28 protein-coding genes and 2 pseudogenes are annotated in these 26,310 nt (G+C 58.9%); 16 read left to right on the forward strand and 14 right to left on the reverse strand.

Annotated elements, in window-relative coordinates; all coding sequences use genetic code 11:
- The first annotated feature begins 31 nt into the window (after positions 1-31).
- On the forward strand, positions 32-775 hold the full coding sequence (locus tag C4J88_RS22190) for an NBR1-Ig-like domain-containing protein (RefSeq protein ID WP_256659055.1): 744 nt from the start codon (positions 32-34) through the stop codon (positions 773-775).
- A gap of 1 nt (position 776) precedes the next feature.
- Here C4J88_RS22190 and C4J88_RS22195 read toward each other — a convergent pair whose 3' ends face one another.
- Positions 777-1,412, reverse strand: coding sequence for a LysE family translocator (locus tag C4J88_RS22195; RefSeq protein WP_124408119.1), 636 nt, complete (start codon positions 1,410-1,412; stop codon positions 777-779).
- Positions 1,413-1,548: 136 nt separating this feature from the next.
- Between C4J88_RS22195 and C4J88_RS22200 the strand changes: the two genes are divergently transcribed.
- On the forward strand, positions 1,549-1,920 hold the full coding sequence (locus C4J88_RS22200; RefSeq protein WP_124405218.1) for a PH domain-containing protein: 372 nt from the start codon (positions 1,549-1,551) through the stop codon (positions 1,918-1,920).
- A 92-nt stretch (positions 1,921-2,012) separates the two neighbouring features.
- Here C4J88_RS22200 and C4J88_RS22205 read toward each other — a convergent pair whose 3' ends face one another.
- Complete coding sequence (locus C4J88_RS22205; protein ID WP_124408120.1) at positions 2,013-2,474, reverse strand: helix-turn-helix domain-containing protein; 462 nt, start codon at positions 2,472-2,474, stop codon at positions 2,013-2,015.
- A gap of 183 nt (positions 2,475-2,657) precedes the next feature.
- On the opposite strand from C4J88_RS22205, the pseudogene C4J88_RS27855 reads away from it, so the two are divergent.
- The 3 genes and pseudogenes from C4J88_RS27855 to C4J88_RS22220 form a co-directional block, all read left to right on the forward strand.
- Positions 2,658-2,926, forward strand: a pseudogene (locus C4J88_RS27855) (detoxification); the annotation flags it as partial.
- 52 nt (positions 2,927-2,978) lie between these two features.
- Positions 2,979-3,266 (forward strand): colicin E3-like toxin immunity protein, encoded by a 288-nt coding sequence (locus tag C4J88_RS22215; RefSeq protein WP_124408121.1) that lies wholly within the window; start codon positions 2,979-2,981, stop codon positions 3,264-3,266.
- 145 nt (positions 3,267-3,411) lie between these two features.
- Positions 3,412-3,753: a hypothetical protein gene (locus tag C4J88_RS22220; RefSeq protein ID WP_305955142.1), complete on the forward strand. Its 342-nt coding sequence runs from the start codon at positions 3,412-3,414 to the stop codon at positions 3,751-3,753.
- A 48-nt stretch (positions 3,754-3,801) separates the two neighbouring features.
- Here C4J88_RS22220 and C4J88_RS22225 read toward each other — a convergent pair whose 3' ends face one another.
- Entirely contained in the window at positions 3,802-4,176 is a 375-nt protein-coding gene (locus C4J88_RS22225; protein WP_124364321.1) for a cytochrome c family protein, read from the reverse strand.
- Between the two features lie 223 nt (positions 4,177-4,399).
- Between C4J88_RS22225 and C4J88_RS22230 the strand changes: the two genes are divergently transcribed.
- The 3 genes from C4J88_RS22230 (at position 4,400) to C4J88_RS22240 (ending at position 7,827) form a co-directional block, all read left to right on the forward strand.
- Positions 4,400-4,780: a response regulator gene (locus tag C4J88_RS22230; protein ID WP_124408122.1), complete on the forward strand. Its 381-nt coding sequence runs from the start codon at positions 4,400-4,402 to the stop codon at positions 4,778-4,780.
- A gap of 192 nt (positions 4,781-4,972) precedes the next feature.
- The gene (locus C4J88_RS22235; protein ID WP_124408123.1) at positions 4,973-5,587 is read left to right on the forward strand and encodes a biliverdin-producing heme oxygenase; all 615 of its coding nucleotides are present in this window, start codon (positions 4,973-4,975) and stop codon (positions 5,585-5,587) included.
- On the forward strand, positions 5,584-7,827 hold the full coding sequence (locus C4J88_RS22240; RefSeq protein ID WP_124408124.1) for an ATP-binding protein: 2,244 nt from the start codon (positions 5,584-5,586) through the stop codon (positions 7,825-7,827). Before C4J88_RS22235 ends, C4J88_RS22240 begins: the two co-directional genes overlap by 4 nt.
- 18 nt (positions 7,828-7,845) lie before the next feature.
- Here the strand turns inward: C4J88_RS22240 and C4J88_RS22245 are convergent, their stop codons facing one another.
- Positions 7,846-9,165: a HAMP domain-containing sensor histidine kinase gene (locus C4J88_RS22245; RefSeq protein WP_124408125.1), complete on the reverse strand. Its 1,320-nt coding sequence runs from the start codon at positions 9,163-9,165 to the stop codon at positions 7,846-7,848.
- Entirely contained in the window at positions 9,162-9,872 is a 711-nt protein-coding gene (locus C4J88_RS22250) for a response regulator (RefSeq protein WP_124371787.1), read from the reverse strand. Before C4J88_RS22250 ends, C4J88_RS22245 begins: the two co-directional genes overlap by 4 nt.
- Positions 9,873-10,036: 164 nt before the next feature.
- On the opposite strand from C4J88_RS22250, the gene C4J88_RS22255 reads away from it, so the two are divergent.
- The 8 genes and pseudogenes from C4J88_RS22255 to C4J88_RS22290 all read left to right on the forward strand — a co-directional run bounded on the left by C4J88_RS22255 (position 10,037) and on the right by C4J88_RS22290 (position 17,071).
- Complete coding sequence (locus C4J88_RS22255; protein WP_124408126.1) at positions 10,037-10,825, forward strand: VacJ family lipoprotein; 789 nt, start codon at positions 10,037-10,039, stop codon at positions 10,823-10,825.
- A gap of 129 nt (positions 10,826-10,954) precedes the next feature.
- Positions 10,955-11,161, forward strand: a complete 207-nt coding sequence (locus C4J88_RS22260; RefSeq protein WP_124408127.1) for a hypothetical protein — start codon at positions 10,955-10,957, stop codon at positions 11,159-11,161.
- A 113-nt stretch (positions 11,162-11,274) separates the two neighbouring features.
- Positions 11,275-13,166, forward strand: a pseudogene (locus tag C4J88_RS22265) (alkaline phosphatase D family protein).
- A gap of 117 nt (positions 13,167-13,283) precedes the next feature.
- Positions 13,284-14,297, forward strand: a complete 1,014-nt coding sequence (locus C4J88_RS22270) for a diguanylate cyclase domain-containing protein (RefSeq protein WP_124408128.1) — start codon at positions 13,284-13,286, stop codon at positions 14,295-14,297.
- A gap of 105 nt (positions 14,298-14,402) precedes the next feature.
- On the forward strand, positions 14,403-15,653 hold the full coding sequence (locus C4J88_RS22275; RefSeq protein WP_124408129.1) for an aspartate aminotransferase family protein: 1,251 nt from the start codon (positions 14,403-14,405) through the stop codon (positions 15,651-15,653).
- 93 nt (positions 15,654-15,746) lie between these two features.
- A complete protein-coding gene (locus C4J88_RS22280) occupies positions 15,747-16,001 on the forward strand; it encodes a type II toxin-antitoxin system prevent-host-death family antitoxin (RefSeq protein ID WP_124368289.1) in 255 nt (84 codons plus the stop codon).
- The gene (locus C4J88_RS22285; protein WP_124408130.1) at positions 15,998-16,252 is read left to right on the forward strand and encodes a Txe/YoeB family addiction module toxin; all 255 of its coding nucleotides are present in this window, start codon (positions 15,998-16,000) and stop codon (positions 16,250-16,252) included. Before C4J88_RS22280 ends, C4J88_RS22285 begins: the two co-directional genes overlap by 4 nt.
- Positions 16,253-16,354: 102 nt before the next feature.
- The gene (locus C4J88_RS22290) at positions 16,355-17,071 is read left to right on the forward strand and encodes a hypothetical protein (RefSeq protein ID WP_124408131.1); all 717 of its coding nucleotides are present in this window, start codon (positions 16,355-16,357) and stop codon (positions 17,069-17,071) included.
- 9 nt (positions 17,072-17,080) lie between these two features.
- On the opposite strand, the gene C4J88_RS22295 is transcribed toward C4J88_RS22290, so the two are convergent.
- The 9 genes from C4J88_RS22295 to queC all read right to left on the reverse strand — a co-directional run bounded on the left by C4J88_RS22295 (position 17,081) and on the right by queC (position 26,264).
- Entirely contained in the window at positions 17,081-18,202 is a 1,122-nt protein-coding gene (locus tag C4J88_RS22295) for an aminotransferase class V-fold PLP-dependent enzyme (protein WP_124408132.1), read from the reverse strand.
- Between the two features lies 1 nt (position 18,203).
- The gene (locus C4J88_RS22300) at positions 18,204-19,406 is read right to left on the reverse strand and encodes an MFS transporter (protein WP_124408133.1); all 1,203 of its coding nucleotides are present in this window, start codon (positions 19,404-19,406) and stop codon (positions 18,204-18,206) included.
- Positions 19,406-20,656, reverse strand: coding sequence for an ATP-grasp domain-containing protein (locus C4J88_RS22305; RefSeq protein WP_124408134.1), 1,251 nt, complete (start codon positions 20,654-20,656; stop codon positions 19,406-19,408). Before C4J88_RS22305 ends, C4J88_RS22300 begins: the two co-directional genes overlap by 1 nt.
- A 13-nt stretch (positions 20,657-20,669) precedes the next feature.
- Positions 20,670-21,641, reverse strand: coding sequence for a proline dehydrogenase family protein (locus tag C4J88_RS22310; RefSeq protein WP_124408135.1), 972 nt, complete (start codon positions 21,639-21,641; stop codon positions 20,670-20,672).
- 4 nt (positions 21,642-21,645) lie between these two features.
- Entirely contained in the window at positions 21,646-21,831 is a 186-nt protein-coding gene (locus C4J88_RS27860; protein WP_256659056.1) for a hypothetical protein, read from the reverse strand.
- Positions 21,831-22,709 carry a fatty acid desaturase family protein gene (locus C4J88_RS22315; protein ID WP_256659057.1) on the reverse strand — a complete coding sequence of 293 codons (879 nt, stop codon included), beginning with the start codon at positions 22,707-22,709 and terminating at the stop codon, positions 21,831-21,833. The genes C4J88_RS27860 and C4J88_RS22315 overlap by 1 nt, the downstream gene beginning before the upstream one ends.
- A 250-nt stretch (positions 22,710-22,959) precedes the next feature.
- The gene (locus C4J88_RS22320) at positions 22,960-23,673 is read right to left on the reverse strand and encodes a helix-turn-helix transcriptional regulator (RefSeq protein ID WP_124408136.1); all 714 of its coding nucleotides are present in this window, start codon (positions 23,671-23,673) and stop codon (positions 22,960-22,962) included.
- A 197-nt stretch (positions 23,674-23,870) separates the two neighbouring features.
- Entirely contained in the window at positions 23,871-24,956 is a 1,086-nt protein-coding gene (locus C4J88_RS22325) for a pyridoxal phosphate-dependent aminotransferase (RefSeq protein ID WP_124408137.1), read from the reverse strand.
- A 609-nt stretch (positions 24,957-25,565) separates the two neighbouring features.
- The gene (gene queC / locus C4J88_RS22330) at positions 25,566-26,264 is read right to left on the reverse strand and encodes a 7-cyano-7-deazaguanine synthase QueC (RefSeq protein WP_124408138.1); all 699 of its coding nucleotides are present in this window, start codon (positions 26,262-26,264) and stop codon (positions 25,566-25,568) included.
- Positions 26,265-26,310 lie beyond the last annotated feature (46 nt).

Consider the following 26,310-nt stretch of genomic DNA (forward strand, 5'->3'; position numbering starts at 1 on the left):
ATTACACGTAGCGGCGAGCAGGTTGTTCTTTTTGGCGAACAAGGTGAGCAGCCTCACCGAGGACTGGGGATCACAACCGAATATGAGTATCAAGACACGCGACACCCTCCGAGCTCTGGTCGTACGGCGCAGCCGGGAACTGGGTAAGTCCATGACAACCCTGGCCAAGGAGGCCGGCATTTCCCGGACCTACCTATACGGGCTGGCAGGCGGCGCCTCACAAGATCCCTCGGTACGCACATTGATCAAACTGGCCAAAGTGCTGCAGGTTTCCCCGCTGCTGCTGTTCCGTTACTTCGCCGACTTGGCGGGCGCTCCGGTTGACTCCAACTCAATGGCGACCACCAACCGGGCTGTAGGCCTGCGTGATTCAAGCGACATCGCCGTCTTCAACGCAGACGTCACCACGCCCGACCAGACCGTCGTGCTGCCTGGCGAAATTTTTCAGAAAACATGGGAGATCCAGAACCTCGGCACACGCCCGTGGCGGGGCCGAAAACTGGTACGCGTTGACGGTGAATATGTCATAGCCCGACGCACCGCCATGGGCGCGCCATTGGAAGTCGTGATGGACACCCATCTGCGCAGCCTTAACAACGAAACCTCTGTCGCCGATACACTGCCCGGCCAACCGGTGCATATCACCGTAGAGTTCGCCGCCCCCAAGGAGACCTGTACGGTCACTTCCATCTGGCGGATCGAGGATGAACATGGGCAACCGTGCTACGGCCCTGAGTTCATTTTGCATGTGATCGTAAACGTGATGGCGCGCTGATCTACTTACGCCCTTCCACCGCCATACGCACCGCCAAGCCCATCAACACCGAGCCCATCAACCAGCGCTGCACCACCCGCCACCCCGGCCGTGTAACGAAAAATACTGCGATAGACCCCGCCAGCGTAGCAATCACCGCATTCACGCTCACGCTGATGAGAATCTGCGTGAAGCCCAGCACCAGGGATTGCATCAGCACGCTGCCGTGGCCGTCCGGGTCGATGAACTGCGGCAGCAACGACAGGTACATCACCGCCACCTTGGGGTTCAGCAGGTTGGTTACCAGGCCCATGGTGAATAGTTTGCGCAGGCTGTCCTGGGGTAGGCGCTGCACCTGGAACGGCGAGCGGGCACCCGGTTTGATCGCCTGCCAGGCCAGATAAGCCAGGTACAGCGCCCCGCCAAAGCGCAGGGCGTCGTACGCAAAGGGCACCGCCATCACCAGCGCGGTAATGCCCAAGGCCGCGCACAGCATATAAACCAAAAACCCCAACGCAACGCCGCCCAGGGAAATAAACCCGGCGGTGCGGCCCTGGCAAATCGAGCGCGAAATGAGGTAAATCATGTTCGGACCGGGCGTCAGCACCATGCCGAGTGATATCAGCGCATAGGCAAGCCAACTGGACAGTTCAGGCATGGTCGGGCTCCCGAAATATGTGGTCAACGTTGCAGGGTTGGACGCCATGGTAGGGCGTTCAAAATGCGCGCGTTAGATACAGATTCGTGATCAAAACGTCATACACCGACCACACCATTCACCCAAGGGCAGGCACATGATTGATTTCAATAACAAAGGCTTCTTCAAGCTCAAACAAAACAACGAGTACGCCGAACGCGTGGCGTCATTGCTGCTGGATGGCGAAGAGGTAGTGGACGCGTACAAGGCCATGCGCGACGGCGTGGTGTTCACCACCAAGCGCATCATCGCGGTGAACGTGCAGGGGATTACCGGCAGCAAGAAGGACTTCACGTCGCTGCCCTATAAGAACATCGTGGCGTATTCGGTGGAAACGTCAGGGACGTTTGATCTGGATTCGGAGTTGGAGATTTACTTTTCGTCGCTGGGAAAGGTGAAATTCGAGTTCACCGGCAAGACGTCGATTGTGGAAATTTCACGGTTGATTTCCAAGCACTTGCTTATTTGATCAGCGGGCAAAAAAGACCCTGGCGTCCCAGGGTCTTTTTTACTGCCTGCACACGGATTAAACGATGTATTCCGATCAAAATGGGGAACTGGTTACCCCAATCCCAACTCCCGGGTCTGCCGTACCAGTTCCTCCATCGCCTCTTGACCTTCTTCATCGCGGCGCTGTTTGAACGCCATCAAATCGGAAAATCGAATACGCCGATGACGACCGGTCTTCGTAAAGGGAATGGCGCCTTCTTCCAGCATCTTGACCAGATGCGGGCGTGAAACGTTAAGCAGGTCGGCAGCTTCCTGGGAGGTCAATTCAGCATGGACGGGTACAACTTTGACGGCATTACCCAGCGCCAGCTCACCCAAAATATCAACCAGCAGGCGCAGCGCGGATGTGGGGAGTACAAGGGTGTGGGGCTTGTCTTCTTTGTCGAAGATGTCGATGCGCTGGGTTTCGAATTTGGTCGATAGCAACGAAGCCAGCTCGCGTTGGCCTTGCACAGCGGCTTCGACTTCCTTTTCCAGCGGAGGAATTGTTTTGGGAAGGTGATTGGTGATCATGATGCTGCTCCGTCGTAACTTAACTCAACGGGCTCAACCTAAACGAAACAAACGAAAATCGCAATATTCGAAACCCAGTGATATTTTTGTCTACTTTTCCCACGCCCACCGTCGAATACTGCCAATTCCAGCCCCCTGATCCCCCCGTAGGCTCACTTCCTCGCACAAGGAAGTGAGCCGGTCATGTCAGAACGTTTTTATCCACCGACTGAAGAACAGCTACGCAGGCAACGAATCCTGACCCCGCAACCGTCACGCGTGCCCTATTCGCCGGCGATTGTTCCATTTGAGCCATTTCCTGCCCCAACTCCCACGCCAACCAAACCTCCCGCTGCGTCTTCATCAAGCCGTGCCAACTGCCGGACGGCTTCACCCGTTTCGCTGACCCCACTGGTTATTTGCCGCTGAAGTTGTTCAAAGAGTTCGCCCGTTTAAGTCTGTTGGGCGGGCGTGGGCGCGGCTGACCCAAAACGCCGAATTTACCGATAAAGAGGAACATGGAAAATGGTCATGAAAATCAGATTACGGTGGTACGAAAAACACAGTAATAACTTGAAGGCGGATGAGTATTCAGCAGATATCGAGGACTCAGACAGTATTCTCAAAGCGTTGGGTTTAGGCGAGGAAACCGCGATATATGCCGATGTATTCAATATGCTGCCTAACTGGATAACGATTATTCAGCCATATTTCCAGCACATGATCGAACCCGGCCACCTCGACTACCAGATTTCCTTCCGTTACCAAGGCGCGTGGCCACCGCCTCCGAATCAACCTAAGAAGAGGTCTTGATGCAATGAGACCTACACTGCAAAAGCCTCTCCTCTATCGCTCAGTCAACACCCGAACCCATGGCGTACGCCATGGGAGTTGCTGTGCTTACAGATATGAACGACACAGCAAAAGCGAAAAGCGAGCGCTATCAACCCGTGGCTCAATGCACAGCCATCAAAGACATGGGTACGATTACACCCCCCTATTCCGGTTCCTCCTGTCCAAAGTCGGCCACCTCTGGAGCAAGGTTTTCAGCGAAGCCAACGCCCGCCTGGATCGTCCGGAGCCGGTGTTCTGGATGGTTGCGCTGCATGACAGCGACAAGCAGGAATACGTGAGTACGGGCGAGAATAGCTACTACAGCGGCTTGTGGGTAGACGAGGCTGGCCTGCTGCAAAAGGTCAACCCGCAGCTGACGCCCGAGCACATGAACCCCTTCTGCGACTGCTGCACCCAAACGTTCAACGGCGTGGTGTTCGCACAGGCTTTACCGCGCGAACGGTAGGCAGTCGGGCACGACAGCTCCCAAAGGTGTTCCGCCTTGCTTCAGCGATCACTTGGACTGAAACGTCTCCAAATACGCCAATATATTCTCAATCTTCTCCTGATCACTAATGCCCCAGAAGATCATCCGCGTGCCGCTCACCACTTTCTTCGGCGCTTCGATGTAGGCGGCAAGTTTGTCGCGGGTCCAGACCACGCCTGAATTTTTCATCGCGTCGGAATACTGGTAATCCGTAGTAGTGCCCGCAGGCCGGCCGATGATGCCGTTGAGCTGCGGTCCGAACCCACCGCGTGCGCCTTCGCCCACACTGTGGCAGCCACCGCAAGTCTTGGTGAAGAGCTTGCCGCCCGCCTCGGCATCGCCGGCAGCAAAGGCCCCGTGTGTGTTGAAGATCAGGGCAAGGGTCAACCAGGCGTACTTCATCAGAGGGCTCCGCATCGAGTGTTGCCGACAATTATGCCCGTTTAAATGGCCGTTTCCCCAGCCGCTTTACGATAACCGTGCGGGCCTGTGCTATGAACTGGCGCCCCCAACCACGTTCCTGCAGACCACCAAACGACCACCCATCGTTTAAAAAACATCCAATCGAACCTATATGCCCCACCTCCACTCCACCCTACTGAACCCTGATGGTGGAGTAAGGATCATGGCTCAGCCATCGATTTTAGTATTGGAAGACGACGAGATCATTCGGGCGTTAATGGTGGATGTACTGGAGGACTTCGGCGCATTGGTAAAGTCGTTCTCTTCGGCGGATGAAGGGATGATTTATCTGGAGCAGGGCGATGACCCCGTGGACCTGATTGTCAGTGATATTCAGATGCCCGGCTTGCTCAATGGTTATGACTTGAGCCGAGTGGTGGCGCATCGTTGGCCAGAGGTTCAGGTGGTGCTGACGTCCGGCAACACCACGATAGCGTCGCAATTGGGTGGCTCGGTGCGGTTTTTGCCCAAACCCTGGAGTACCGACCACTTGCTTGAGTGCGTGCAAAAAGCATTGACCCAGCAAGGTTCGTCTGTGCATTAATAGCGCGGCGATATCATTCAACCCGAACTTCGTGCCAATGCCTGCGGTCGTTTACCTACAAGGAGTGACTTTTCTGATCTGATGGTCAGCCTTTTCGCTTGTTGCGTAAGCTGACGACAATGAATTGTGTAGAATCGTCGCCCATTTTCATGCGTCATTCATGGCCGAGAGGCCCACAGTTCGAGCTCATTAATGCACTCAGAAGCCCATGACGTTGGTGCGCCATCCTTGTTGGAAACGTTGCGCACAGGCACCGGGCTGTTGCATGTCGCGCTGGAAAAGCGCCTGCCGTTCTTTTCCGAGCGCCTGGATACAGACTGGTACGGGCGCTTGCTCCAGGCCTACTACGGTTTCTATCAGCCGATGGAAGCGGCGCTGTATGACGGCGGCTTGATTCCCCATGGATATGACGCCGCATTGCGTACGAAAACGCCGACACTGGTCAGTGATCTTCGCGTCCTCGGCCTGAATGAGCACACCATCAGCACCCTGCCCCGCTGCACCCGACTCCCGCCTCTGGACACACCCGCCGCCTGCCTTGGCGCCTTGTATGTGCTGGAAGGCGCGACCCTCGGTGGGCAAGTATTGCGCCGCGAAATGGCCCTGCGCCTGGGGATCGATGCCGACAACGGCGGTGCGTTTCTCGATATTTATGGCGCCGAGACCGGCCGACGCTGGAAAGAGTTTCTCGACTACCTGGGTCGCCTGCCGCTGGACGCGACCGCTAGAGAGCGCGCAGTCATGGCTGCGCGCTCCACATTCAGCGGCTTTGAGCAATGGCTCGACAGCCAGGAGGTACTGCTATGAAACCCGACGATTTTGAAGAGCTGCTTGCCAATTGCGCCGACGAGCCCATCCGCTTTCCCGGAGCGATCCAGCCTCACGGTGTGCTGCTAACATTGTCGGAACCCGGCCTGGATATCATCCAGGTCAGCACTAACGTCGGCAGCCTGTTCGGCCATGCGCCCGAAGCGCTGCTCGGCCAGCCGCTGCACAGCTTGATCGGCGCAGAGCATGCCCAGGCGGTGCAGGTCATGGCACAAACCGACACGTTCTTCGACATGCCACCGTTGCACGTCACGCTCAATGGCGCAGCCTTCGAAGGCTTGCTGCACCGCCACCAGAACGTGCTGGTGCTGGAGTTCGAACCGCGGCTCAAGGACTTCCGCCCACGCGCGCTGAACGGTCGCACGAGTAACCTGGGCAAGATGTTGCAACGCTTGCAGGCGGCGAAAACCCTGCAAGCGCTGTACGAAATCAGCGTGAATGAAATCCAGGCCATGACCGGTTACGACCGCGTGCTCATTTACCGCTTCGAAGAGGAAGGCCACGGCCAAGTGATTGCCGAAGCGTCAGCGCCGTCCATGGAGCTGTTCAACGGGTTGTTCTTCCCTGCCTCCGACATCCCGGAACAGGCCCGCGAGCTGTATCGCACCAACTGGCTGCGCATCATCCCCAACGCGGCCTACGAGCCAGTGCCGTTGCTGCCCAAGCTGCGCCCAGACACCGGCGAGCCGCTGGACTTGAGCTTCGCCACCCTGCGCAGCGTGTCGCCGATTCACTGCCAATACATGAAGAATATGGGCGTACTGTCGTCCATGAGCATCTCGTTGATGAAGGGCGACACGCTATGGGGCCTGATCAGCTGCGGCAACCGCGAGCCGCTGCTGGTGCCGAACGAGTTGCGCACCGCCTGCCAGACCATCGGCCAAGTGCTGTCGTTGCAGATCAGCGCCATGGAGACCCTGGAACTGAGCCGTCAACGCGAGGAAAAAGTTCAGGCGCTGGCACTTCTCGATCAAGCGCTGAAGGCCTCCCAGGACAGTGTGTTCGACGGCCTTGCCCAACAAAGTCAGTTGCTGATGGAGCTGACAGAGGCAGGCGGCGTGGCGATCATCGAGGGCAAGCAATTGCACTGCTACGGCCACTGCCCGGAACCGGCGCAGATCCGCGCACTGCACAAGTGGCTGCAAGAGCGCGACGAACCGGTATTCGCCAGCCACAACTTGGCCTCGGTATACCCGCCGGCCGCCGAGTTCCAGCAGTTGGCCAGCGGCGTCCTGGCCCTGCATCTGCCCAAGCCTGTGGATAACGGTGTGTTGTGGTTCCGCCCGGAGGTGAAGGAAAACATCCACTGGAGCGGTGACCCACAAAAGCCGCTGGACCTGGAAAGCTCCCACGCGGGCCTGCACCTTCGCCCACGCACCTCGTTTGAAGTGTGGAAAGTGGTCATGGCGGGCATTTCCACCAAGTGGAGCCATGGCGACCTGTTCGCCGCCAACGACCTGCGCCGCTCGGCCCTGGAAAACGACCTGGCACGCCAGGTAAAGCGTGAGCAGCAGGCCGTGCGGGCGCGTGATGACCTGGTGGCCGTGGTATCTCACGACTTGCGTAACCCGATGACCGTCATCTCCATGCTCTGCGGCATGATGCGAAAAGCGTTCAGCTCCGAGGGCCCGCACACTTCGCGACGCATCTCCTCGGCTATCGACACCATGCAACAGGCGGCCGGGCGCATGAACGTGCTGTTGGAAGATCTGCTCGACACTTCAAAAATCGAGGCTGGGCGCTATGTCGTCAAACCCGTGCCGCTGGAGGTGAGCCAGATGTTCGATGAGGCTTATTCGTTGCTCACACCGTTGGCGATGGAAAAAGGCATTGACCTGTCGTTCGACGCCGAGCCCGGCCTGCTGATCAATGCCGACCCGGAGCGTTTGTTCCAGGTGTTGTCGAACCTGATCGGCAATGCCATCAAGTTCACCCCGCGCCTGGGCTATATCGGCGTCAGCGCCATGAGCAACGGTGCAGAAATCGTGTTCTCGGTGCGCGACTCCGGTGAAGGCATTGCACCGGAGCAGTTGCCTCACGTGTTCGAGCGCTACTGGACACAAACCGAAAACAACCCCACCGGCAGCGGTTTGGGGCTGTACATCACCCAAGGCATCGTCCAGGCCCATGGCGGCGAAATTTCTGCCAAAAGTGAGGTGGGCCAGGGCAGTGAGTTCCGGTTCACGGTGCCCAGGGTGATTGAAGGCTCGCCTATCTGAAGCGTTGCCTGGTAAATCTCATATCGGCAAGATCACCATCGCCTCCAACCCACCCCCCTGGCGCTCGGCCAGGGTCAGGGTGCCGCCATGTTCCAACACGATCGCTCGTGCGGTAGAGAGCCCAAGCCCTACGCCGCCGGTGCTTTTGTTGCGTGACCCCTCCAAGCGATAGAACGGCAGGAATACATCCTCCCGATGCGCTGCGGGAATGCCCGGGCCACGGTCCAGCACGCGAATCACCACCGTATCCTGCTTGTGCTGCAACTCGATTTGCGGCGCCGCACCGTAGTGGATGGCATTGTCCATCAGGTTGGTCATCACGCGTCTGAGGCCCAGGGGCCGGCCGAAATACACCAGACGTGGCGGCCCGTTAAACGTGAAGTCGATGGCCTGGTCGCGATAATCGTCGATCAGGGTCTGCAGCAACTCCGCCAGGTCCAATTGGGTGGCCTGTTCCAGGCGCGCGTCATCGCGGAAAAATCCCAGGGCGGTGTTGATCATGGCCTGCATTTCATCCACGTCGCGAAACAGTCGCTGTTGCTGGTCGCTATCCTCGATGAACTCACCGCGCAGGCGCAGGCGGGTCAGCGGCGCACGCAGGTCGTGGGAGATGGCGGCCAGCATTTGGGTACGGTCCTGGATGAAGTGGCGCAACTGCGCTTGCATGCTGTTGAAGGCAAGAATCGCCTGACGGATTTCGTGAGGCCCCACCGGCTCGATCGGCGGCGCGCGAAAGTCGCTGCCAAAACGCCGCGCACCTCGGGCGAAGTGTTGCAGCGGGTGGGCCAGGCGTCGGGTCGCGACCAGGGTGACCAAGGCGGTGGAGACCAGCACCAGCAGCGCCACAATCAGGCTGCGCACACCATCGTCCAGGCCCCAGCTGCGAGTACCGGTGCTGAACATCAGCCAGGATCGGTCGGTCAGTTGCATCAACAGTACGTACTGGCCGTTGCCGTCGGGCCAGTCGGCAGGTTCATAGGCCTCCATGGGGCGCGTCGGGCCTTCAAGCAGGTGCTTGAACACCTGCTCGCCCGTATTGAAATCCGGGTCAGCCAGCACCGGCAGATTAAACGCCGCCCGCTGCGCCGCCCACGTCACCCTGAAGGACCCATCCCCTATCACCTGGGCAAGATGCGCTCGCTGCGCCGGTTCGGACGCCTCGATCACGCGCACCACCACCGCGACCTTTTCCAGCAGGCCGGTTTCAGCCAACGGTGGCCTGGCCCAAACTCCGGCCAGTTGCACGAACAAGGCGTTGAACGCCAGCGCGGTGATCATTGCGACCAGCACGGTCAGCGCGATCCAGCGTGCCACCGTGTCGCGCGGACGCTGGATCATGAACGGGTCACGCTGGCGGTGAATTGATAGCCGCCATTGCGCACGGTACGGATCATCGCCGGGCGCTTGGTATCGAATTCCAGCTTGCGGCGCAGGCGGCTCACCTGCACGTCGATGCTGCGGTCGAAGGCATCATGGCTATGGCCGCGCGCCAGGTTCAACAACTGTTCGCGGGTGAGCACGCGTTGCGGATGTTCGAGAAACACCAGCAGCAGATCGAACTCGCCGGACGACAGCGGAATCATCACCTGGTCGGGCGAGCGCAGCTCGCGGCGCGTGAGGTCCAGTTGCCAGCCGGCAAAACGGATCAGCGGGCGCGCGGCCTCCCCCATCGGTGGCCGGCTTTCACCCGCCCGGCGCAATACCGCACGCACCCTGGCGAGCAGTTCGCGGGCATCGAAGGGTTTGCTCAGGTAATCGTCGGCGCCCATTTCCAGGCCCACCACGCGGTCGCTGAGTTCACCCATCGCCGTGAGCATGATCACCGGTGTAGCGTATTGCTGGCGCAGGCGTTGGCACAGCAGCAGGCCGTTGTCGCCGGGGAGCATCAGGTCGAGGATAATCAGGTCGGCGGGCTGGCGCTCCATGGCCGCCCACAGCTCAGCGCCACTGGCCGCGGTCTCTACCGAATAGCCATGACGCAGGAAAAATTTCTTCAGCAGGGCGAGGACTTCAAGGTCATCGTCGACGATTAACAGGTTGCTCACCGGCAGGCTTCACTGGACTGGGTCAAGGCGCCATCTAAAACTATTCGACGCGCTCCGTCATATATTTCAATCGTGCAATAAAGCGTCAGCAACGCAATAAAGCAGACATCTTTGCGCAAGGCGGCAATGCCAGCATCGGCCTCCCTTTTGCGGAGACTGTGCCCATGCACGCGTTGACCAACCCACGGCACCTGGCCCGCCACGCCGTGCTGTTACTGACTGTGTCTTACCTGGCGGGCTGTGCGAGCCCCCCACCCGTGACACCCACCACCCGCTGCGCGCAGGTGAACAATCCGGTGTATGACCCTGCCGAACCGGTCAACCGCGGGGTATTTGCGTTCAACCGTGCTGTGGATAACTACGCCCTGGCGCCTGTGGCGCGCGGTTACCGTTACCTGCCGGAATTTTTCCAGGCGGGTGTGCATAACTTCGCGAGCAACTTCAGTGAGCCGCAGGTGTTTATCAACGACCTGCTGCAAGGCAACCCTCGGCGCTCGGTCAACACCCTGGGGCGCTTCGCCGTGAACACCACGGTGGGCGTGGTGGGGCTGTTCGATGTGTCGGATCGCCTGGGCATCCCACGCCATACAGCCGACTTCGGCCAGACATTCGGCGTATGGGGCGTGGGCAATGGCCCCATTGTCGAACTGCCACTGCTGGGCACCCACAACAGCCGGGATGCGGCGGGCAAAGTCTTGAGCTTCCTGGTTTCGCCATTGGGCGACAGCGATACGGTGCAGACCCTGGGTACCATCAGCCTGGTCGGCGGTACTGTCGACACCCGCGCATCGCTGTTGCCGCTCACCGACAGCCTGCAAAAACTCCCGGACTACTACAGCGCGTTGCGTAATGTGGTGGCGGAACATCGCGCGGCTTTTGTGCAGGAAGGCGAGGAAGGCGCGACCTCTGCGGGAATGGACAACTGCGCTAACCGCCCTGCGGATGATTTCTGAAGAGGCTCGTCAGCCACAGTCATATCTTGCAGCAGTGCGTTTATAGCAGCCTCGTTTCTGCCGCTATTAAGGTTGGCCTTACTTCGTCCCGACGGACGAAGCATCCTCTCCTAATAGAAGGAAACATCCATGGTCAGCGGAATCAACCCCTCACTGGGCAGCTTTCAATACCCACCTCTGCAACAGGATGATGCAGAGCCCCAACGTAGGAAACGCAGCATCGACACCCCCCACATGCAGCTCAACGCCGCCGAGCCTGATGGCATGGCGACCAATGACCGACGCAAAAACACAGGGGGTGGGCTCGACAGCCTGGGTCAAGGCAACCTTCTTTAACTAGCCGCGTACGAAGGGCAGTGCACGGCCCTTCGTACATCCCTCCTTAACAAAACCATCACATTCACTCGCTTAAACTCGCCGGTTCAATCCAGCCTGGGGCCACTGTCTGCATGCCGCACTCCGACACACTGCCCGCCGTATTGGCCGGCCCACTGCTACGACGTCTCGAAGCTCGGCGCCTGGTGTTGTGGCTGGTAGGCAGTCGAGCACTGGCACTGACGCTGAAGCTGCACCTGCCGGCGCAAACACTGGAAATCGCCCTGGACCAATGCCAGGTGGTACCCGTGGGGCGCCAGGCGTTTATTCATTTGATCGATGTGGCGCTGGACGAAGCGCTGCCTTTGGACGTGGCGATCAGCTACGACCTGCTGTTTGACGACACCGGCATCGCCGACTGGGCACCGCACCTGCTGTACGCGAATGCTCGATATCCCAGTTTCGTGTTGCATAGCCGTATCCATCAGTTGGTGCACGGCTCATGCCGCAAACCCCATCACAGTGCCGACGAAGGATTGCTGTGCGTCGACCGTCTACTGGCCGAGGCCAAAACCCCGGCCGAACGTCCGGCCTTGTTGATGATGAGCGGCGATCAGGTCTATGCCGACGATGTCGCCGGGCCGATGCTGCGGGCGTTTCATGGGTTGATAGCACGGCTGGGCCTGTTCGATGAATACCTCGAAGGCGCTGTGGTCGATGACAGCGCCAGCCTCTATGGGCATCCGGCCAGTTATTATCACCGTGCCGATTTACTGCCGGCCTTGGACAGTAACGAGACCTTGCGCGAGCGCTTCTTTGGCGGCGTGAAAAAGCCGATTTTCACCAGCAGCACCGCCGACAACCACTTGGTGACCTTTGCCGAAGTCATCGCGATGTACCTGTTGGTGTGGTCGCCCACGCCCTGGGCGCTGACCTCGCTTCAGGGCCCGCCACTGAGCCTGGAACGACAGCAGCGCTACGCCCGCGAAGAGGTCCAGATCGAGCGATTCCGCGACAGCCTGCCCGGTGTCGCGCGGGTATTTGCCCACCTGTCGACCTTGATGATCTTTGACGACCATGACATCACCGACGACTGGAACCTCAGCGCCCAATGGGAAGAAACCGCCTACGGCCACCCCTTCTCCAAACGCATCATCGGCAACGCCCTGCTGGCCTACCTGTTATGCCAGGGCTGGGGCAACCAGCCGGATGCGTTTGTCGAACTGATGAGCCAGACCCAAGCGTTGACCACCCAGGCCCAGGCCAACCACCTGGACGCAGCCGCGCAGGACAAATTACTCGAGGCGCTGCGTAAATTCCAACACTGGCACTACGTACTGCCTACCACCCCCGCGTTGGTGGTGCTCGACACCCGTACCCGACGCTGGCGCAGCGAGTTCACTCTCAAGCAACCTTCCGGCCTGCTGGATTGGGAAGCCCTGAGCGAACTGCAGCAGGAGCTGCTCGACCACCCTTCGGCCATCATCGTCTCGCCTGCACCGGTTTTCGGCGTGAAGCTGATCGAGACCGTGCAAAAGGTATTCAGCTGGTGCGGTTACCCGCTGCTGGTAGACGCTGAAAACTGGATGGCCCATCGCGGCGCCGCCCAGGTGATTCTCAACATCTTCCGCCATTCCCGCACACCGGGTAACTACGTGATTCTGTCGGGCGACGTGCATTATTCGTTCGTCTACGAAGTGTTGATCCGCCACCGAAACGGTGGCCCAGGATCTGGCAAATCACCAGCAGCGGCATCAAGAACGAATTCCCACCACGCCTGCTCGAATGGTTCGACCGTCTCAACCGCTGGCTCTACTCCCCACGCTCGCCGCTGAACTGGTTTACCCGGCGCCGCACCATGCAGGTGGTACCGCACATTCCGGAACATGCCGAAGCCGGCGAGCGGTTATGGAATTCAGCCGGGATCGGCCAAGTGTTTTTCAACGGGCAGGGCCAGCCTGAGGCGATTTACCAGCACAACGCGGATGGCAAGCCTCGGACGAAAATGATTGCGCCGCGCTCCTGAAACAGTCTGCCTGCCCTATTCAAAGGCCGCCAACCACGTTGTACAGTAGCGTCAGCCACGGAGTATCGGCGTCAACGAAAGCTGGCCTTGAAAGCCCGCTCATGCAGGAAGCGTGTAATGGACGATACAGCCGGCACCGAACCGCTGCGTAATGACCTTGCCAATATCAGCACCGACATGTTGCATGCCATCATGGAACTGGTCAGCGACGGGATATGGGATTGGAATGCCAATACCGGGTTCGTCTACCGCAATCCTGGCTGGTACGAAATGCTTGGCTATCCGCGCCACTCCCTGGAAAACAGCGTATTCACCTGGGAAAGCGTGATCCATCCCGAGGATTATCCCCATGTGATGGCCGGATTTGATGACTATGTCTGCCAACGCGCGCCCCTGTACCGAGCCGAATACCGCTGTCGAAAATACGACGGCACGTACCTCTGGATCGAGGACCGTGGCTACATCATTACGCGCAATCCCGACACTTCGGTAGCGCGCATGGTGGGCGCACACCGCGATATCCATGCACGCAAATGCTCGATTGAACGTCTTCAAAAGCGTAACCGCTCCCTTGAGACCTTGGTGCTCGAGCGCACCCTTGAATTGTCGCGCGTCAATCAGCAGTTGCAATTGCAACTGGTCGAAAACCGCTCCCTGGCCGAACGGGATGCCCTGACGCGCATCGCCAACCGTTATCGCCTGGAAAAAGTGATGCTCCAGGAATGCGACCGCTCCGAGCGCTTTCGCTTGCCATTGGCGCTGGTGGCTATGGATATCGATGACTTCAAGCCGATCAATGATCGATATGGCCATGGCGTAGGCGACCAGACGCTGGTCCAGGTAGTGGAAGGCCTGGAAACCTGCGTACGTGCCGGTGATGTGCTGGCCCGCTGGGGCGGCGATGAATTTATGCTGGTCTTGCCCAACAGCACTCTGCAGACGGCGAAGGAACAGGCCGAACGTGTGCGCCACACAATCCAGAACCTGTTCGCCGTCGCTGATCCCAAGATAACCTTGAGCCTGGGCGTGGTGGAACGGCGGGTGGGGGAGTCACCGGCAGCCCTGATGGCGCGCGCCGATCAGGCGTTATATCGATCCAAGGCGGCGGGGAAGAATGGAGTCTCGGAATGAATGATCCCGACTTTTAATAATGACCCGGCGACTTTATTTCGTTTGCGGCAGAGGCGCTCACGCAGCTTAGATAAACCGAGCCCATTACTGCCGAGTCAACGATTCATGAGCCGCGAAACGATCAGCCAATCGATTTCCATCGTCCATCCCATCAACCTCAGCCATGGAAAAAACGCTGAGGTCTGGGACACCGCAGGTAAGCGCTATATCGATTTTATCGGCGGCATCGGCGTACTCAACCTCGGCCATTGTCACCCGGCCGTGGTGGACGCGATTCGCGAGCAGGCGACCAGACTCACCCACTACGCGTTCAACGCCGCGCCGCACATGCCCTACATCGATTTGATGGAGCGCCTGACCGCGTTTATTCCGGTGAGCTATCCGGTCAGCGGCATGCTCACCAACAGCGGCGCTGAGGCCGCGGAAAATGCCTTAAAGATTGTGCGCGGCGCCACTGGCCGCACGGCGGTGATTGCGTTTGACGGAGCGTTTCATGGGCGCACCCTGGCCACCCTCAACCTCAATGGCAAGGTCGCGCCGTACAAGCAAAAAGTCGGCGTATTGCCCGGCCCGGTGTATCACCTGCCCTACCCCAGCGCCGACAACGGCGTCACCTGTGCCGAAGCGCTGAAGGCTATGGACCGCCTGTTCAGCGTGGAAATCGACGTCAACGACGTAGCCTGTTTCATCATTGAACCGGTACAGGGCGAAGGCGGTTTCCTCGCCCTGGATACCGAATTCGCCCAGGCCATGCGCCGTTTTTGTGACGAGAACAACATCCTGTTGATCGCCGACGAAATCCAGTCCGGTTTCGGTCGCACCGGGCAGCGATTCGCCTTCTTGCGCCTGGGCATTGAACCTGACCTGATCCTGCTCGGCAAAAGCATTGCCGGCGGTGTGCCGCTGGGGGCGGTGGTGGGACGCAAGGCACTGATGGACAACCTGCCCAAGGGCGGTCTGGGAGGCACCTACTCCGGCAATCCCATCGCCTGCGCCGCCGCGCTGGCAACCCTCGATGTGATGACCGATGAACACCTGCAGGTATGGGGTTCCCGGCAGGAGGAGGCGATCGTGCGACGTTACCAAGCATGGCGCGCACAGCACCTGTCGCCGTATCTGGGCCGCCTCACCGGTGTCGGCGCGATGCGCGGCATTGAACTGGCGCATGCCGACGGCACGCCCGCCGCCAAGCAACTGACCCAATTGCTGAGCCTGGCGCGGGCTGCCGGCCTGCTGCTGATGCCCAGCGGCAAGTCACGGCATATCATCCGCTTGCTGGCACCGCTGACCATCGAGCCGGCCGTGCTGGAGGAAGGCCTGGATAAGCTCGAAGCGTGCCTCAAGCAGCTGGACTGATGCATGCGTCCACAAATTCGACCGCTGATAAGATGCCTCTTGTAGATATGTACGTATTTCTGTACGTTCAAAGCTTAAAACGAGGATGTTTTCATGGAAACTATCAACTACACCCATGCGCGTGCGCACCTGTCCGAAACCATGGACCGCGTTAATGAAGATCACATTCCACTGCTCCTGACCCGACAAAAAGGCGAACCGGTGGTGATGATCTCGTTGTCAGAATTCAATGCTCTCGAGGAAACAGCCTATTTACTGCGCTCGCCAAAAAATGCCGAACGCCTCATCAACTCAGTCAACAGCTTACGAGCCGGCAAAGCCAAGCCAAGGCAGTTGATTGAAGAATGAAAATACTCTTTACCCCTGAGGGCTGGGACGATTATCTCTGGTTTCAACAAAACGACAAGGCAGGGCTCAAGCGTATAAACCTGCTCATCAAAGCGATTCAAAGAGACCCATTTGAAGGTGTTGGAAAACCTGAGCCCCTCAAACACAACCTGAGCGGCTACTGGTCTCGGCGAATCACAGCAGAGCATCGTCTGGTGTATGGCATCGAGGAGGATGAAGTACAGATCCTCATGTGCCGTTATCACTACTGACCGGGTCCACCTTCAGGAGGCGCCTTGACCTGACTCCCCGGCCCCCTGAAAATGCCCGACGCTTTTTTGTCTCTCCCCGTTTACTGAAGTAGTGAAATTTCAATGTCCGATGCGTACACCGCTGAATCCGCCGAAGCCTCCGTCGTCGTCTCGCACGCCAAAGCCGAGTATGAAAACGCCATCAATCTTTCACAGCATGTGCCAGCGGCCAAGATCATCAGCGAAATGGTGCTGGACGCGTTTCACACTTCCAAGGAAAGCGACCAGATCCGCGAGTTGCGCGTGGCCATTCGTCAGGCCCATGACGCCTTCGACGATGACAAAGCCTACGACCTCATGGGCCAGCTCAAGCAATTGAAGGACGCCGAGGCCGCCGACAATGCCGCCCTGGAAGACCTGAGCAGCAAGTTCTCCATCAGCCGCCTGCTGTCCAGCTTCAAGGACGACCCTGAATTCCAGGAGTTGGTCTACGGCCTGGCCCTCAAGGTGCTGAACCAGTCGCACCAGGCCATCAGCAACCCGAGCGCCGGCAAGGGCAAGGCCGCACGCGCCAAGAAGGAAGCCGAGGTGTTCGTGATCAGCAAGGATGGCATCAGCGTCACCCTGCCGCTGCGCACGCCGCGTTCCAAGCTCAATGTGGACCGCGAAGCGCTGGAGTTCCTGGGCCTTACCTTTGTAGGTGAAGGCAGCGAGGCGGAGCTGGAAAGTGACACCTTCGTTGATAACAGCGGCGTGGAGCAGCCGGTCACGCGCAAGAGCATTGTGACCGCACTGCAACAGCAAAGCGCTTTTGACGGTTACTCCATCGCCGCCCAGTAAGCGCCGAAGCTATAAGCTGCGCAGGATGACCAGCGCCTGCTCGACCTGGGCGAGGGTGATATGCCGGCCCACCGAGGCACGCACGAAGTGGCTGACGCCCAGGTCCTTGAGCAGCAACGGGGTATGGGCGGCAGTGCCTGCCCAGAGGTTGAGCCCCAGCGCGCGGGCCTGGTCAACAAATGCCTTGGCCGGCACGTTGTGTGGCACGAACGAGACAATCCCGGTCTGTTCGAACTGGTCACACATCAGCGTTAACTGCGGCAGGCGCCGCAACGCCTGCGCCAGCAACGCATAGGGCTCCGTGCTCACCTGCCCGCCGCCTACTTGCAGGTATTCCTGCACCGCCGTGTGCAAACCCACCAGGGCCGAAAGGCTCTTTTCTGCGATCTCCAGCACCCGAGCGCCGGACGCATCCACCTGGTTGACCTGGCCATCGGTGCTGGCGGCGTGCAGGTCTGCAAAATTCAGCTGCAATTGGCCCAGCAGGCGTGGCGACACATAAGCAATCCCGCTGCCACGGGGCCCGCAGAGAAACTTGCGCCCCGCGCCTGTCAATAAATCACAGTGCATATCCCGCACATCCAGCGGCAACTGCCCCAGCGATTGGCACGCATCCACCACATACAGTGCGTTCGAACCCTTGAGCAGCGCACCCAGCGCTTCCACCGGATTGATCACCCCGCAGCAGGACGGCAGGTGCGACACGCTGACGAGAAACACATCGTCGTCCAGATGACGCCGCACCCAATCCAGGTCCAGCGGGCTGGTGGCCGTGGTTGGGATCACTTCAACGCGAATCTCACGCGATTGCTTGAGGTAGTTGAAAAAGATCAGGTTCGCGGCGTATTCCGAGGTCGACACCCACACCCGCTTACCTCGGGGAAATTGCAACTTGCCGAGAATGCTGGTCCAGGCCTCGGTGGCGCTGCTGAAAAAGCCAATCTGCGCAGGCTCTGCATTCAACAGCTTGGCCACTAGGCGGTACAGGTCGTCGTTGAGCAACGCCTCGTAGGCCAGCTCGGTTTCATAGCTGCCCATTTGCGCTTCTGTGGCGGTAAAACCCTGGATCGCATTCAGCGTGGCCGGTGACATCAGGCCCGCACCGGCGGTGTTCAAATGAATCCTGTTCATTTCATGCTTCCTTGTTCCACAAGACAGCCGAGCCTTTCATCACGCCTACCGCCACCGCGAACAGTAGCAATATCGTGCCCGCCAGCAGCCACGGCGAAGGCAGCGAGGGCTGTGACACCAGCATGAACGCCAGCGAAGGCGTGATCATCACGCCGATGTTTACCCCCGCCGAGTAATAGCCGAGGTTGCGGTCCACGGTGTGACGGCTGGAGATACTGCTGACGTAATGGGTGATGCCGGGAAAGACGATCATCTCGCCCAGGCTCCAGAGCACGGTGGCCACCAGCAACAGCGCGCCGACCTGGCTGAAGCCCATCAGGAAAAACCCCACGCCGGCTACGAGAAACCCGGCCACCAGCGAGCGGCTGCTCGACAGGTGCGACATACGTTGGTTGATCGGCACTTCGAACAGAATCACCAGCAGTGCATTGATGAAAAAGATGATCCCGACGTAGTACGCCGGCAACTCGGTGTAATTGATGATGTAGGCCGACAGAAACGTCGGCGGCAGCGCATAGGCCACGTGCACCGGCAATGCCGCCAGCAGAATCACCAGCAAGCGCGAGCGCTCGTGCACTGCGCTCTCCGGCAAGCCGTTGCCCTTGCTGACGACGGCAGCCCCTTGGGCCACCGGCACCGCACGCCCGAACCGCAGGCAGGCAACGAAGGCCACCAGGGACAACGCCGCGTTGAGGTAGAACACCGCGTCGGCGTTACTCAAGAAAATCAGGCTGCCCAACAGCGGCCCGATCGCCATGCCGATGTTGATCGCCAAACGGTTGCAAGAGAACGCCACTTTGCGCGATTCACTGCTGCTGTGGGTGACTGTTTCGGAGAATGTCGCCGGCGTGAATGCCTCGTAACAGGCACCCCACAGAAACGACAGCACAAACAGCAACGCCGTGTTATCCACCGACGGAATGATCAGCAGCAGCACCGCGTTAAGCAGCAACGAACCGAGGATCACCCGATTGGCGGAAAACCGTTTGATCACCCCGCCGATGATCAAGTCCACAAACAATGCGCCCGCGCCATAAACGCCCACCAGCAACCCTGCGGTTGCCGCCGACACGGCGTGCTGATGAATCAGGTAAGCCGCATAGAAAGGGAACGCCATGGTGCCCATGCGGAACACCAGGGTGATCAGGAACAGCAACTGCAAGCGAGCGTTGAGCCCGCGCAACGCGCGATAAGTGCCTATCATCAGCGGATCACATAGACGTTGTCTTTGTTCTGGCGGATCTGCTCGTAATCCTGGTCGATAGTGCCCTGGCTATCCGATACCAGAAACACCCGCAGCGGGCTGCTGAGCAGGTCCACGGTCTTTTTCATCAGCTTGCCGGCCTTGTATTTGACGCTCAGCTTGTGCACCGAAGGCAACGCCTCGATCCGGTGGATGGCCGATTCATTGAAGCCGGTGACCTCGCCTTGCAGCGTGGTGTCGGTGTTGATGACACAGGCCTCCTTGAGCTTGTGGTAGCGCTTGCCGGCGTAGTTGGCCTTGAACGCCTCACCGTCGCAGTACGCCAGGTAGGTGAGCTGCGCCTGGTTGCCGCCCAGGCTGATGTCATGGAATCGCGGCTCCATGTTGCCGTTCAGGCGAGCACCGACTTCCACCAGCGCGGGGCCGGCTTCGGTGAGGATCACTTCCGAATGGGCCGGGCCGTTATCGATACCCAGCGCCTTGAGCGCCTTCACGATGTAGTCCACCAGCACGTTGGCCTCGGCGCTGTCCGGGGCAATCAGCACGTCGCGGTCGTAGATGTTCTTGCCGCCGCTGATTTCACGCTTCACATAGCGCCAGATCCCGCACACGTAAGTCTGCCCATCACGGCTGACGGTATCGACGATGTACTCCGGGCCCTTGAGGTAGGACTGGCAAAGAATTTCCGTGTTGGGCAGGCCGAAGATATCCGGGTTGGACACCACCTCTTCACAGGCGCGCTTGACGTCCTCGAGGTTGTGGCAGATCGAAACCCCGTCGGTGGATGCCGAACTCAGCGGTTTGATCACGCAGGGAAACACCTGACCGGCCTCGACCCAGGCCAGCAGCTCGGCGGGGTCCGAGGATTTGATCTGGCGTGCGGTCAACAGGCCTGCGGCGGCGACTTTGTTGATCATTTCAAACTTGTCGCGGCGAGCGCGTGAGCCTGCACTGCCGTTGGAGGTGGACAGTTGCAGCTGTTCACTCAAGTAATCGGCGAATGGCACGCCCGGCTCCTGGCCAGCAATGACGGCGACTACGTTGAACTCACGCAAGCGTCGCACTATATCCTCGGCGTTGTCGTTGAGTGCCAGGTTGTGCTCGAACTCAGACAGGTTCGGCCCGAGCATGCTTGGCATCAGCTCGGGTGTACTCTGTACATGGATCAGGCTGAAACCGGCATCCCGGAAATACTGCGGCAGGAAATTACCGCTCGAGTAGACATCCACCAATGCGACGTACTGCTTCATAAGAATGTCCTTTTCAGTAATGAGTGGCGGTTTCAGAGGCCCGTGGCGACGCCACGTCATCGAGCGCCAGGAAAATGTTCTGCGGAAACTCAGCCACACGGTGCAACAGGTGCAAGTACCAGTTGGTGCCGTAAACCGCCGAAACCCGGGCCTTGACCTGGCCCTGGTCTTTTACCGCCTTGATCAGCTCAGGGCGCACGCCGTGGAGCATCTCCAGCTCACCTCGGTCGGCGATGCGGCTGGTGAGGATTTCTTCAACCAGCAGCGGGTCCTGGGTGGCGAAAGCAAACTGCCCGCGGCCACCATTGATGCGGTCCAGCAGCCCCAGGTAACGCTCGTTGAGCGCCTCGCCACGGGGCAAGGCAATGGCGGCAGGCTCAGCATAGACGCCTTTGACCAGGCGCACCTTGCAGCCGGTTTCCAGCACCGCTCCCAGGTCATCCGGGGTTCGGTTCAACTGCGCCTGGAGGGTGATGCCCACGTTGGGAAAACGCCCGCTCAGGTGCAGGAAGATCTCGAGGATCGAATCCGTCCATTGGGAGCGCTCCATGCTGATGATCACGCCGACATCCTTATCGGCTGCATGGGCCAGGATCTTCGAGCAGTTCTCGACTGCCAGCTCGCGGGAAATGATGGTACCGACGTTCGACAAATCGAACCCCAACTGAGGAGGTTCGCCGAGCTTGGGATGCTGGGCGATCAAGTCGATCAGCTGCAGGTATTCATCGGTTGCCGTGGTCACCTCGGCCAGCGTCGTCGCTTCCTCGCCGACGAACTCGACACCGGTGCGATAGCCTTTGGCCAACAGGGCCCCAAGCTTGTCGAGCATCTCCAGGCGATCTTCGGAAACGATGTAGCGAAGCGCCGCAGGCCGCAGGAAATCACGCAGCGTCTCGCTCTCCAGGAACAAGTCACGGTAGGTCTTGTTCGCCGCCAGTTTCTTCAGGGCCAGGGTTGCCAGCAGGCTGTTATCTGTCGTGTTCATGGCATTAAACCCCGTAGGACTGGTTGAGCATGCGACGTGCGAAACTCGAATCGTCGGTGTGGTTGGCGATCTTGTGGGCGCGGAATTTGGCCGCGTAACTGAGCAGGGTTTCCTTGTGGCGGCTATGCCGGTCACGGGTAAAAATCCCCGCCCACAGGTTGTCCCAGCGTGCGTACTCGGGGTGCGACATCAGCAGCTTATGGGCCTTGCGCATGTCCAATGGGGAATTGACGGGTGCAGGTGATGCACAAGGTGGTAGTTATCGTCGTGGCGGCCGAAAAAGAAGTTTTCCAGCGCGTTGCCTTTACGGTTACGGGTCAGCAGCAGCTTTTCGCTTTCAACGGCGGGCAACGGATAATGCTCGGCCAGCTCGATGATCCAGCCCACAGCCACGGCGGCCGTGAACAGCGGCACGAACCAGAACAGCACCAGTTCAACCGCAAGGCCAAACCAGGCAACCACTGCAAAAATCACTGCCCAGTAGGCCCACATCAGCACGCGTTCCTTGCGGATGCGTGCGTCCTGGCCCTGGAGCCGGTCCTTGACGATGTACTTGATGTATTGAAGGGTGCGGTAACCCGATAACGCCATCACCACGTTCTTCAGGAAGAACTCGCGCTCGCTTTGCTGGAGGTCGTACAGGCCGCACTTGAGATGGAAATTGTAGTCCGGGTCTTTTTCCGGGTGCCCCAGGTGCACATGGTGGTTTTTGACGTGCGAGGTGCTGTAGGACTGGTAAAGATGGAAGATCAGGTACCCCGAGAGAAAGGTACCGGCAAACCAGTTGATCGCCCGGTTTTTCGCCAACAGTTTGTGACTTGACTCGTGCAACACGTTCGCCAGGGCACGTTGAGTGGTGCCGATGAGAAACAGCGAAACGGGATAAAACCAATAGCTGACGCCTACGGACAGATAAATGGCAAAGGCGATGATTGAATAATCCTTACCCAGTGCGATGGCCCAATGGTAGTTATCTTTCTTGCACAGGTGCTTGAGCATCCCGAAGGTTTCACGGGAAATACCCGCAGCGTTTTGGCCACCTGGCTCTTTGTTTTTATCGACCAGCATAATCACTCCATAATTAAGCGGCACGCTGCAACACGCCTATCGCCTAGAGCGACGATGATTTTTTGGGATGTTGCGGCTCTTGTTTTTTTTGCCTGAGCTAAACTCATTGGCTGCAAAAAAACTAAAGCACCGCTTGAAAGTGAACAAGCTGCCCTTTTAGACAGGTAGCGCCAAATCACACGCGCACGCGCACGCCCGCCGGTAATAAATCATCGGCGGGCGTGGCAATGGAAAAAGAAGTACCGGCGAATCAGGCCTGTTCGCGGATATAGCCCAGCTGCAAGGCTTTGCGAATGGCGGACTTGCCGTTGGGCACATTCAGCTTGCTGAAGATATTCTTCATATGGAACTTGACCGTACGCGGGCTCATTGAGACCAGGAGTGCTATTTCGTTATAGGTTTTGCCCTGACTGGTCCAGGACAACACCTGCGTTTCCCGGGGTGTCAGCACGGTTTCCGGTACAACCGGCGGGAGCACGGTGGTGCTTTCCAACGCCTCGTCGTAAACCGAGACCAGCAGCATCTGCAGTTCACTTTTGTTGGCCAGCACTCGCTCGCGAAACTGTTGATGTTCGCCAAAGCTGCACAGGTTGAGGATGGAATAGAAGCCCCGATTACCATGCACGATAAAACTGGCGCCCTCGCCGACGGGGGCACAGGGCCCTGGCACCGGGACCGCGTCTGCAGCGGGCGCAAGGATGTTTTCATCGCTCCAGAAAAACGGTTTTATGCGGCGTTTGGACAAGGACAGCAATTGACCGCGTTGGTAAAAGTCATCTGCAGCGTCACCACGGTCCAGCGCGTCGGGGTAGTTAGTGATGATTTCCGCTTCATCCAGCGTCGGCCCACACTGATAAACCTCGAAATGCCCGAGGCCGCGTCGGCTCAGCTCAACATCGAGCACTTGGCGCACATCGGCGGGCTGCATGAGCGTATTGTTATTGGCTTGACCATCGCTTCGCATGACTATCGTCCCTGATGAGTGACAACGGGTGAGGTTAGCGACCTGACCGGAGTGCTTCAATCCGTAAGCTTCCGATCAAAATCGACCTACACCGTAGGAAAATTCCTCTATACCAGGGAAAGAATGAAACATGCCTACCAACCTTGTCCAGTGCTTCCAGCGCTGAACCGACCGCGAGCAGGCGCAGCAGTGTCTGGTCAGGCTATCTGTGTCGCAAACACCTCGCGAAACCGCTGCATTTGCTGCTTATTGCCTACCGTCACCCGCACCCACTGCGGCCAATCCTTCCAGACACGTCCTACCAGCACATTCTGTGCTGCCAGACGCGCAACCACCTGCTCTGCCGGCTGCTTGACGTCGATCATGAAGCAATTGCTCTGGGAAGCCGTGCAGCTATAGCCCCGGCCCTTCAGCCAAGCGATGGTCTCGTCACGCACGCCGGCATTGAGCGCCTTGCGCTGGCCCAGCAGCTTGACGTCTTCCAGGCTGGCATGGGCACCCAGCAGGCTGGCACCGGCCGGTACATTGTCGCCGCCAAACACCGCGAGGCGCTCCAACAGCGAGGGATGGCCGATCGCCAAACCGAGGCGCGCACCGGCCATGCCGTAAATTTTCGAGAAGGTGCGCAGTACCAGCAGATCGTCATGGTCCTTGATCCAACTCACGCAACTGGGGGCGTCGCAGAAGTCGATATAGGCTTCGTCCACTACCAGCACGCTGCCTTTGGGTTTGTTCTCCAGCGCCTGACGGATAGCCTCGGTCGGCGTCAGGGTGCCGGTCGGGTTATTGGGGTTGCACAGGTACAGCATGCCGGCCTGGGGATCAGCCGCGAGCATCGCCGGTACATCATGGGCATGCTGGGCATCGAGGCTGACTTCGTGTACTGGCGCCTTGTTCGATTCGGCCGCCTGGCGCGGAACTTCGTAGGACGGCGTGGCCATCACCAGGCCACGGGTTGGGTGGGTGAATGCCAATACGGCATAGCGCAACGCGGCCATGGAGCCGGCAAAAACCGCCACATTGTCTTCGCTGATGCCTTGCTGTTGGGCAAACAGCGCAGCCAGCGCGTACATGTGCGGGTAGGGATAACGCCCGGCTGCCGCAATACCACGCTGCATCGCCTCAAGCGCCGCTTTCGACGGCCCATAAGGGCTTTCGTTGTAGTTGAGCAATACATCGTCAGAGGCCGTCGGCGCAGGGCTTGCGACTGCCCAATCGAGATGCCCGAGCACAGGCAAGGCCGCGCCCAGGGCGAGAAGGGATCGACGACTGACGCTGACCATGGTGACTACTCCTTGTAGGCGGACGGGGGATTCGTACGGGTCATACAGAGGAGTATGACGAGAAAAATGCCGCCCGATTTAGCACCACCGGATTAGCCAACCCGCGTTTGCCAGTAACGCGAAACTTATGTGGGAGGGGGCTTGCTCCCGATGGCGGCCTGACAGCCGACCAGGATGTTGGATCAGAGCGAGTACATATCCGTTGCTGCGGTAACGGCGGCTTAGGGTTCCGCCCTTACGGCGGCTCACTTTTGAAAAGCGCAAAAGTAAGCAAAACGCTCTTGCCCCACCACTCGGCACCTCGCTTAGGCTCGGTGTGCCCGTAATCCGACAGTGATTTGGGGGGCCGCCGCCACGCGCCATCCATGGCGCGGGGCGGCTAAACCGGCATCCCTGCCGGTTTACCCCCCAAATCACTGTCGGATTACGGCCAGCGTGGTTTAACGGGGCGCCTAAGATCAAGAGCCAGATCAAGAGCGGCTCGCTTCGCATCGTGGTTACTGTTGGCTGCTATAAAGTTGTGTAGATACCTATGCTCATCGGGGGCAAGCCCCCTCCCACATTTTGATCGTCCTCTATCAGGTAGACCTCACCTGGCTCTGGATCGAATTACTTCAACTGCAACTTGTGCTTCAGACTCTGCATCACATCCGCCTTGTTCTGCAGGTACTCATTCAAACCCCGGGCGCGCAGGTTGCACGCGTCACACTCGCCACAGCCGGTGCCAATGACGCCGTTGTAGCAGGTCAGCGTCTGCTCGCGCACCAGCTCCAGTTGCTCGTGGTAATCGGCCAGGGCCCAGGTCTCGGCCTTGTTCAGCCACATCAACGGGGTGTCGAGACGCACGTCGTATTCCATGCCCAGCTTGAGGGCCTGGTTCAGTGCCTTGACGAACTCGTCACGGCAATCCGGATATCCCGAGAAGTCGGTTTCGCACACGCCAGTGATGACGGTTTCAGCCTTCACTTGATAGGCGTAGATCGCGGCCAGGGTCAGGAACAGGATGTTGCGCCCCGGTACGAAAGTGCTCGGCAGGCTTTCGCCTGAGCTGTTCACGGTCGGCACCGGAATGTTGTCACGGGTGAGGCTGCTGATCGCCAGCTCATTGAGCAGCGACACATCCATCACTTTGTGCACGGTGGCGCCCAATTGCCTGGCCAACTGCTGGGCCACTTCGATTTCCGCCACATGGCGCTGACCATAATCGAAGGTGATGCAGTGCACTTCGTCATACAGCTTCAGCGCCTGGATCAGGCAGGTGGTCGAATCCTGCCCGCCACTGAACACCATCACGGCTTTTTTACTCATTGCTTTGCTTCCTGCCTTCGAAGAATGGGGAATAGTTTAAAGGCCA

This window comes from Pseudomonas sp. R4-39-08, from assembly GCF_003852275.1.
Lineage (GTDB): Bacteria > Pseudomonadota > Gammaproteobacteria > Pseudomonadales > Pseudomonadaceae > Aquipseudomonas.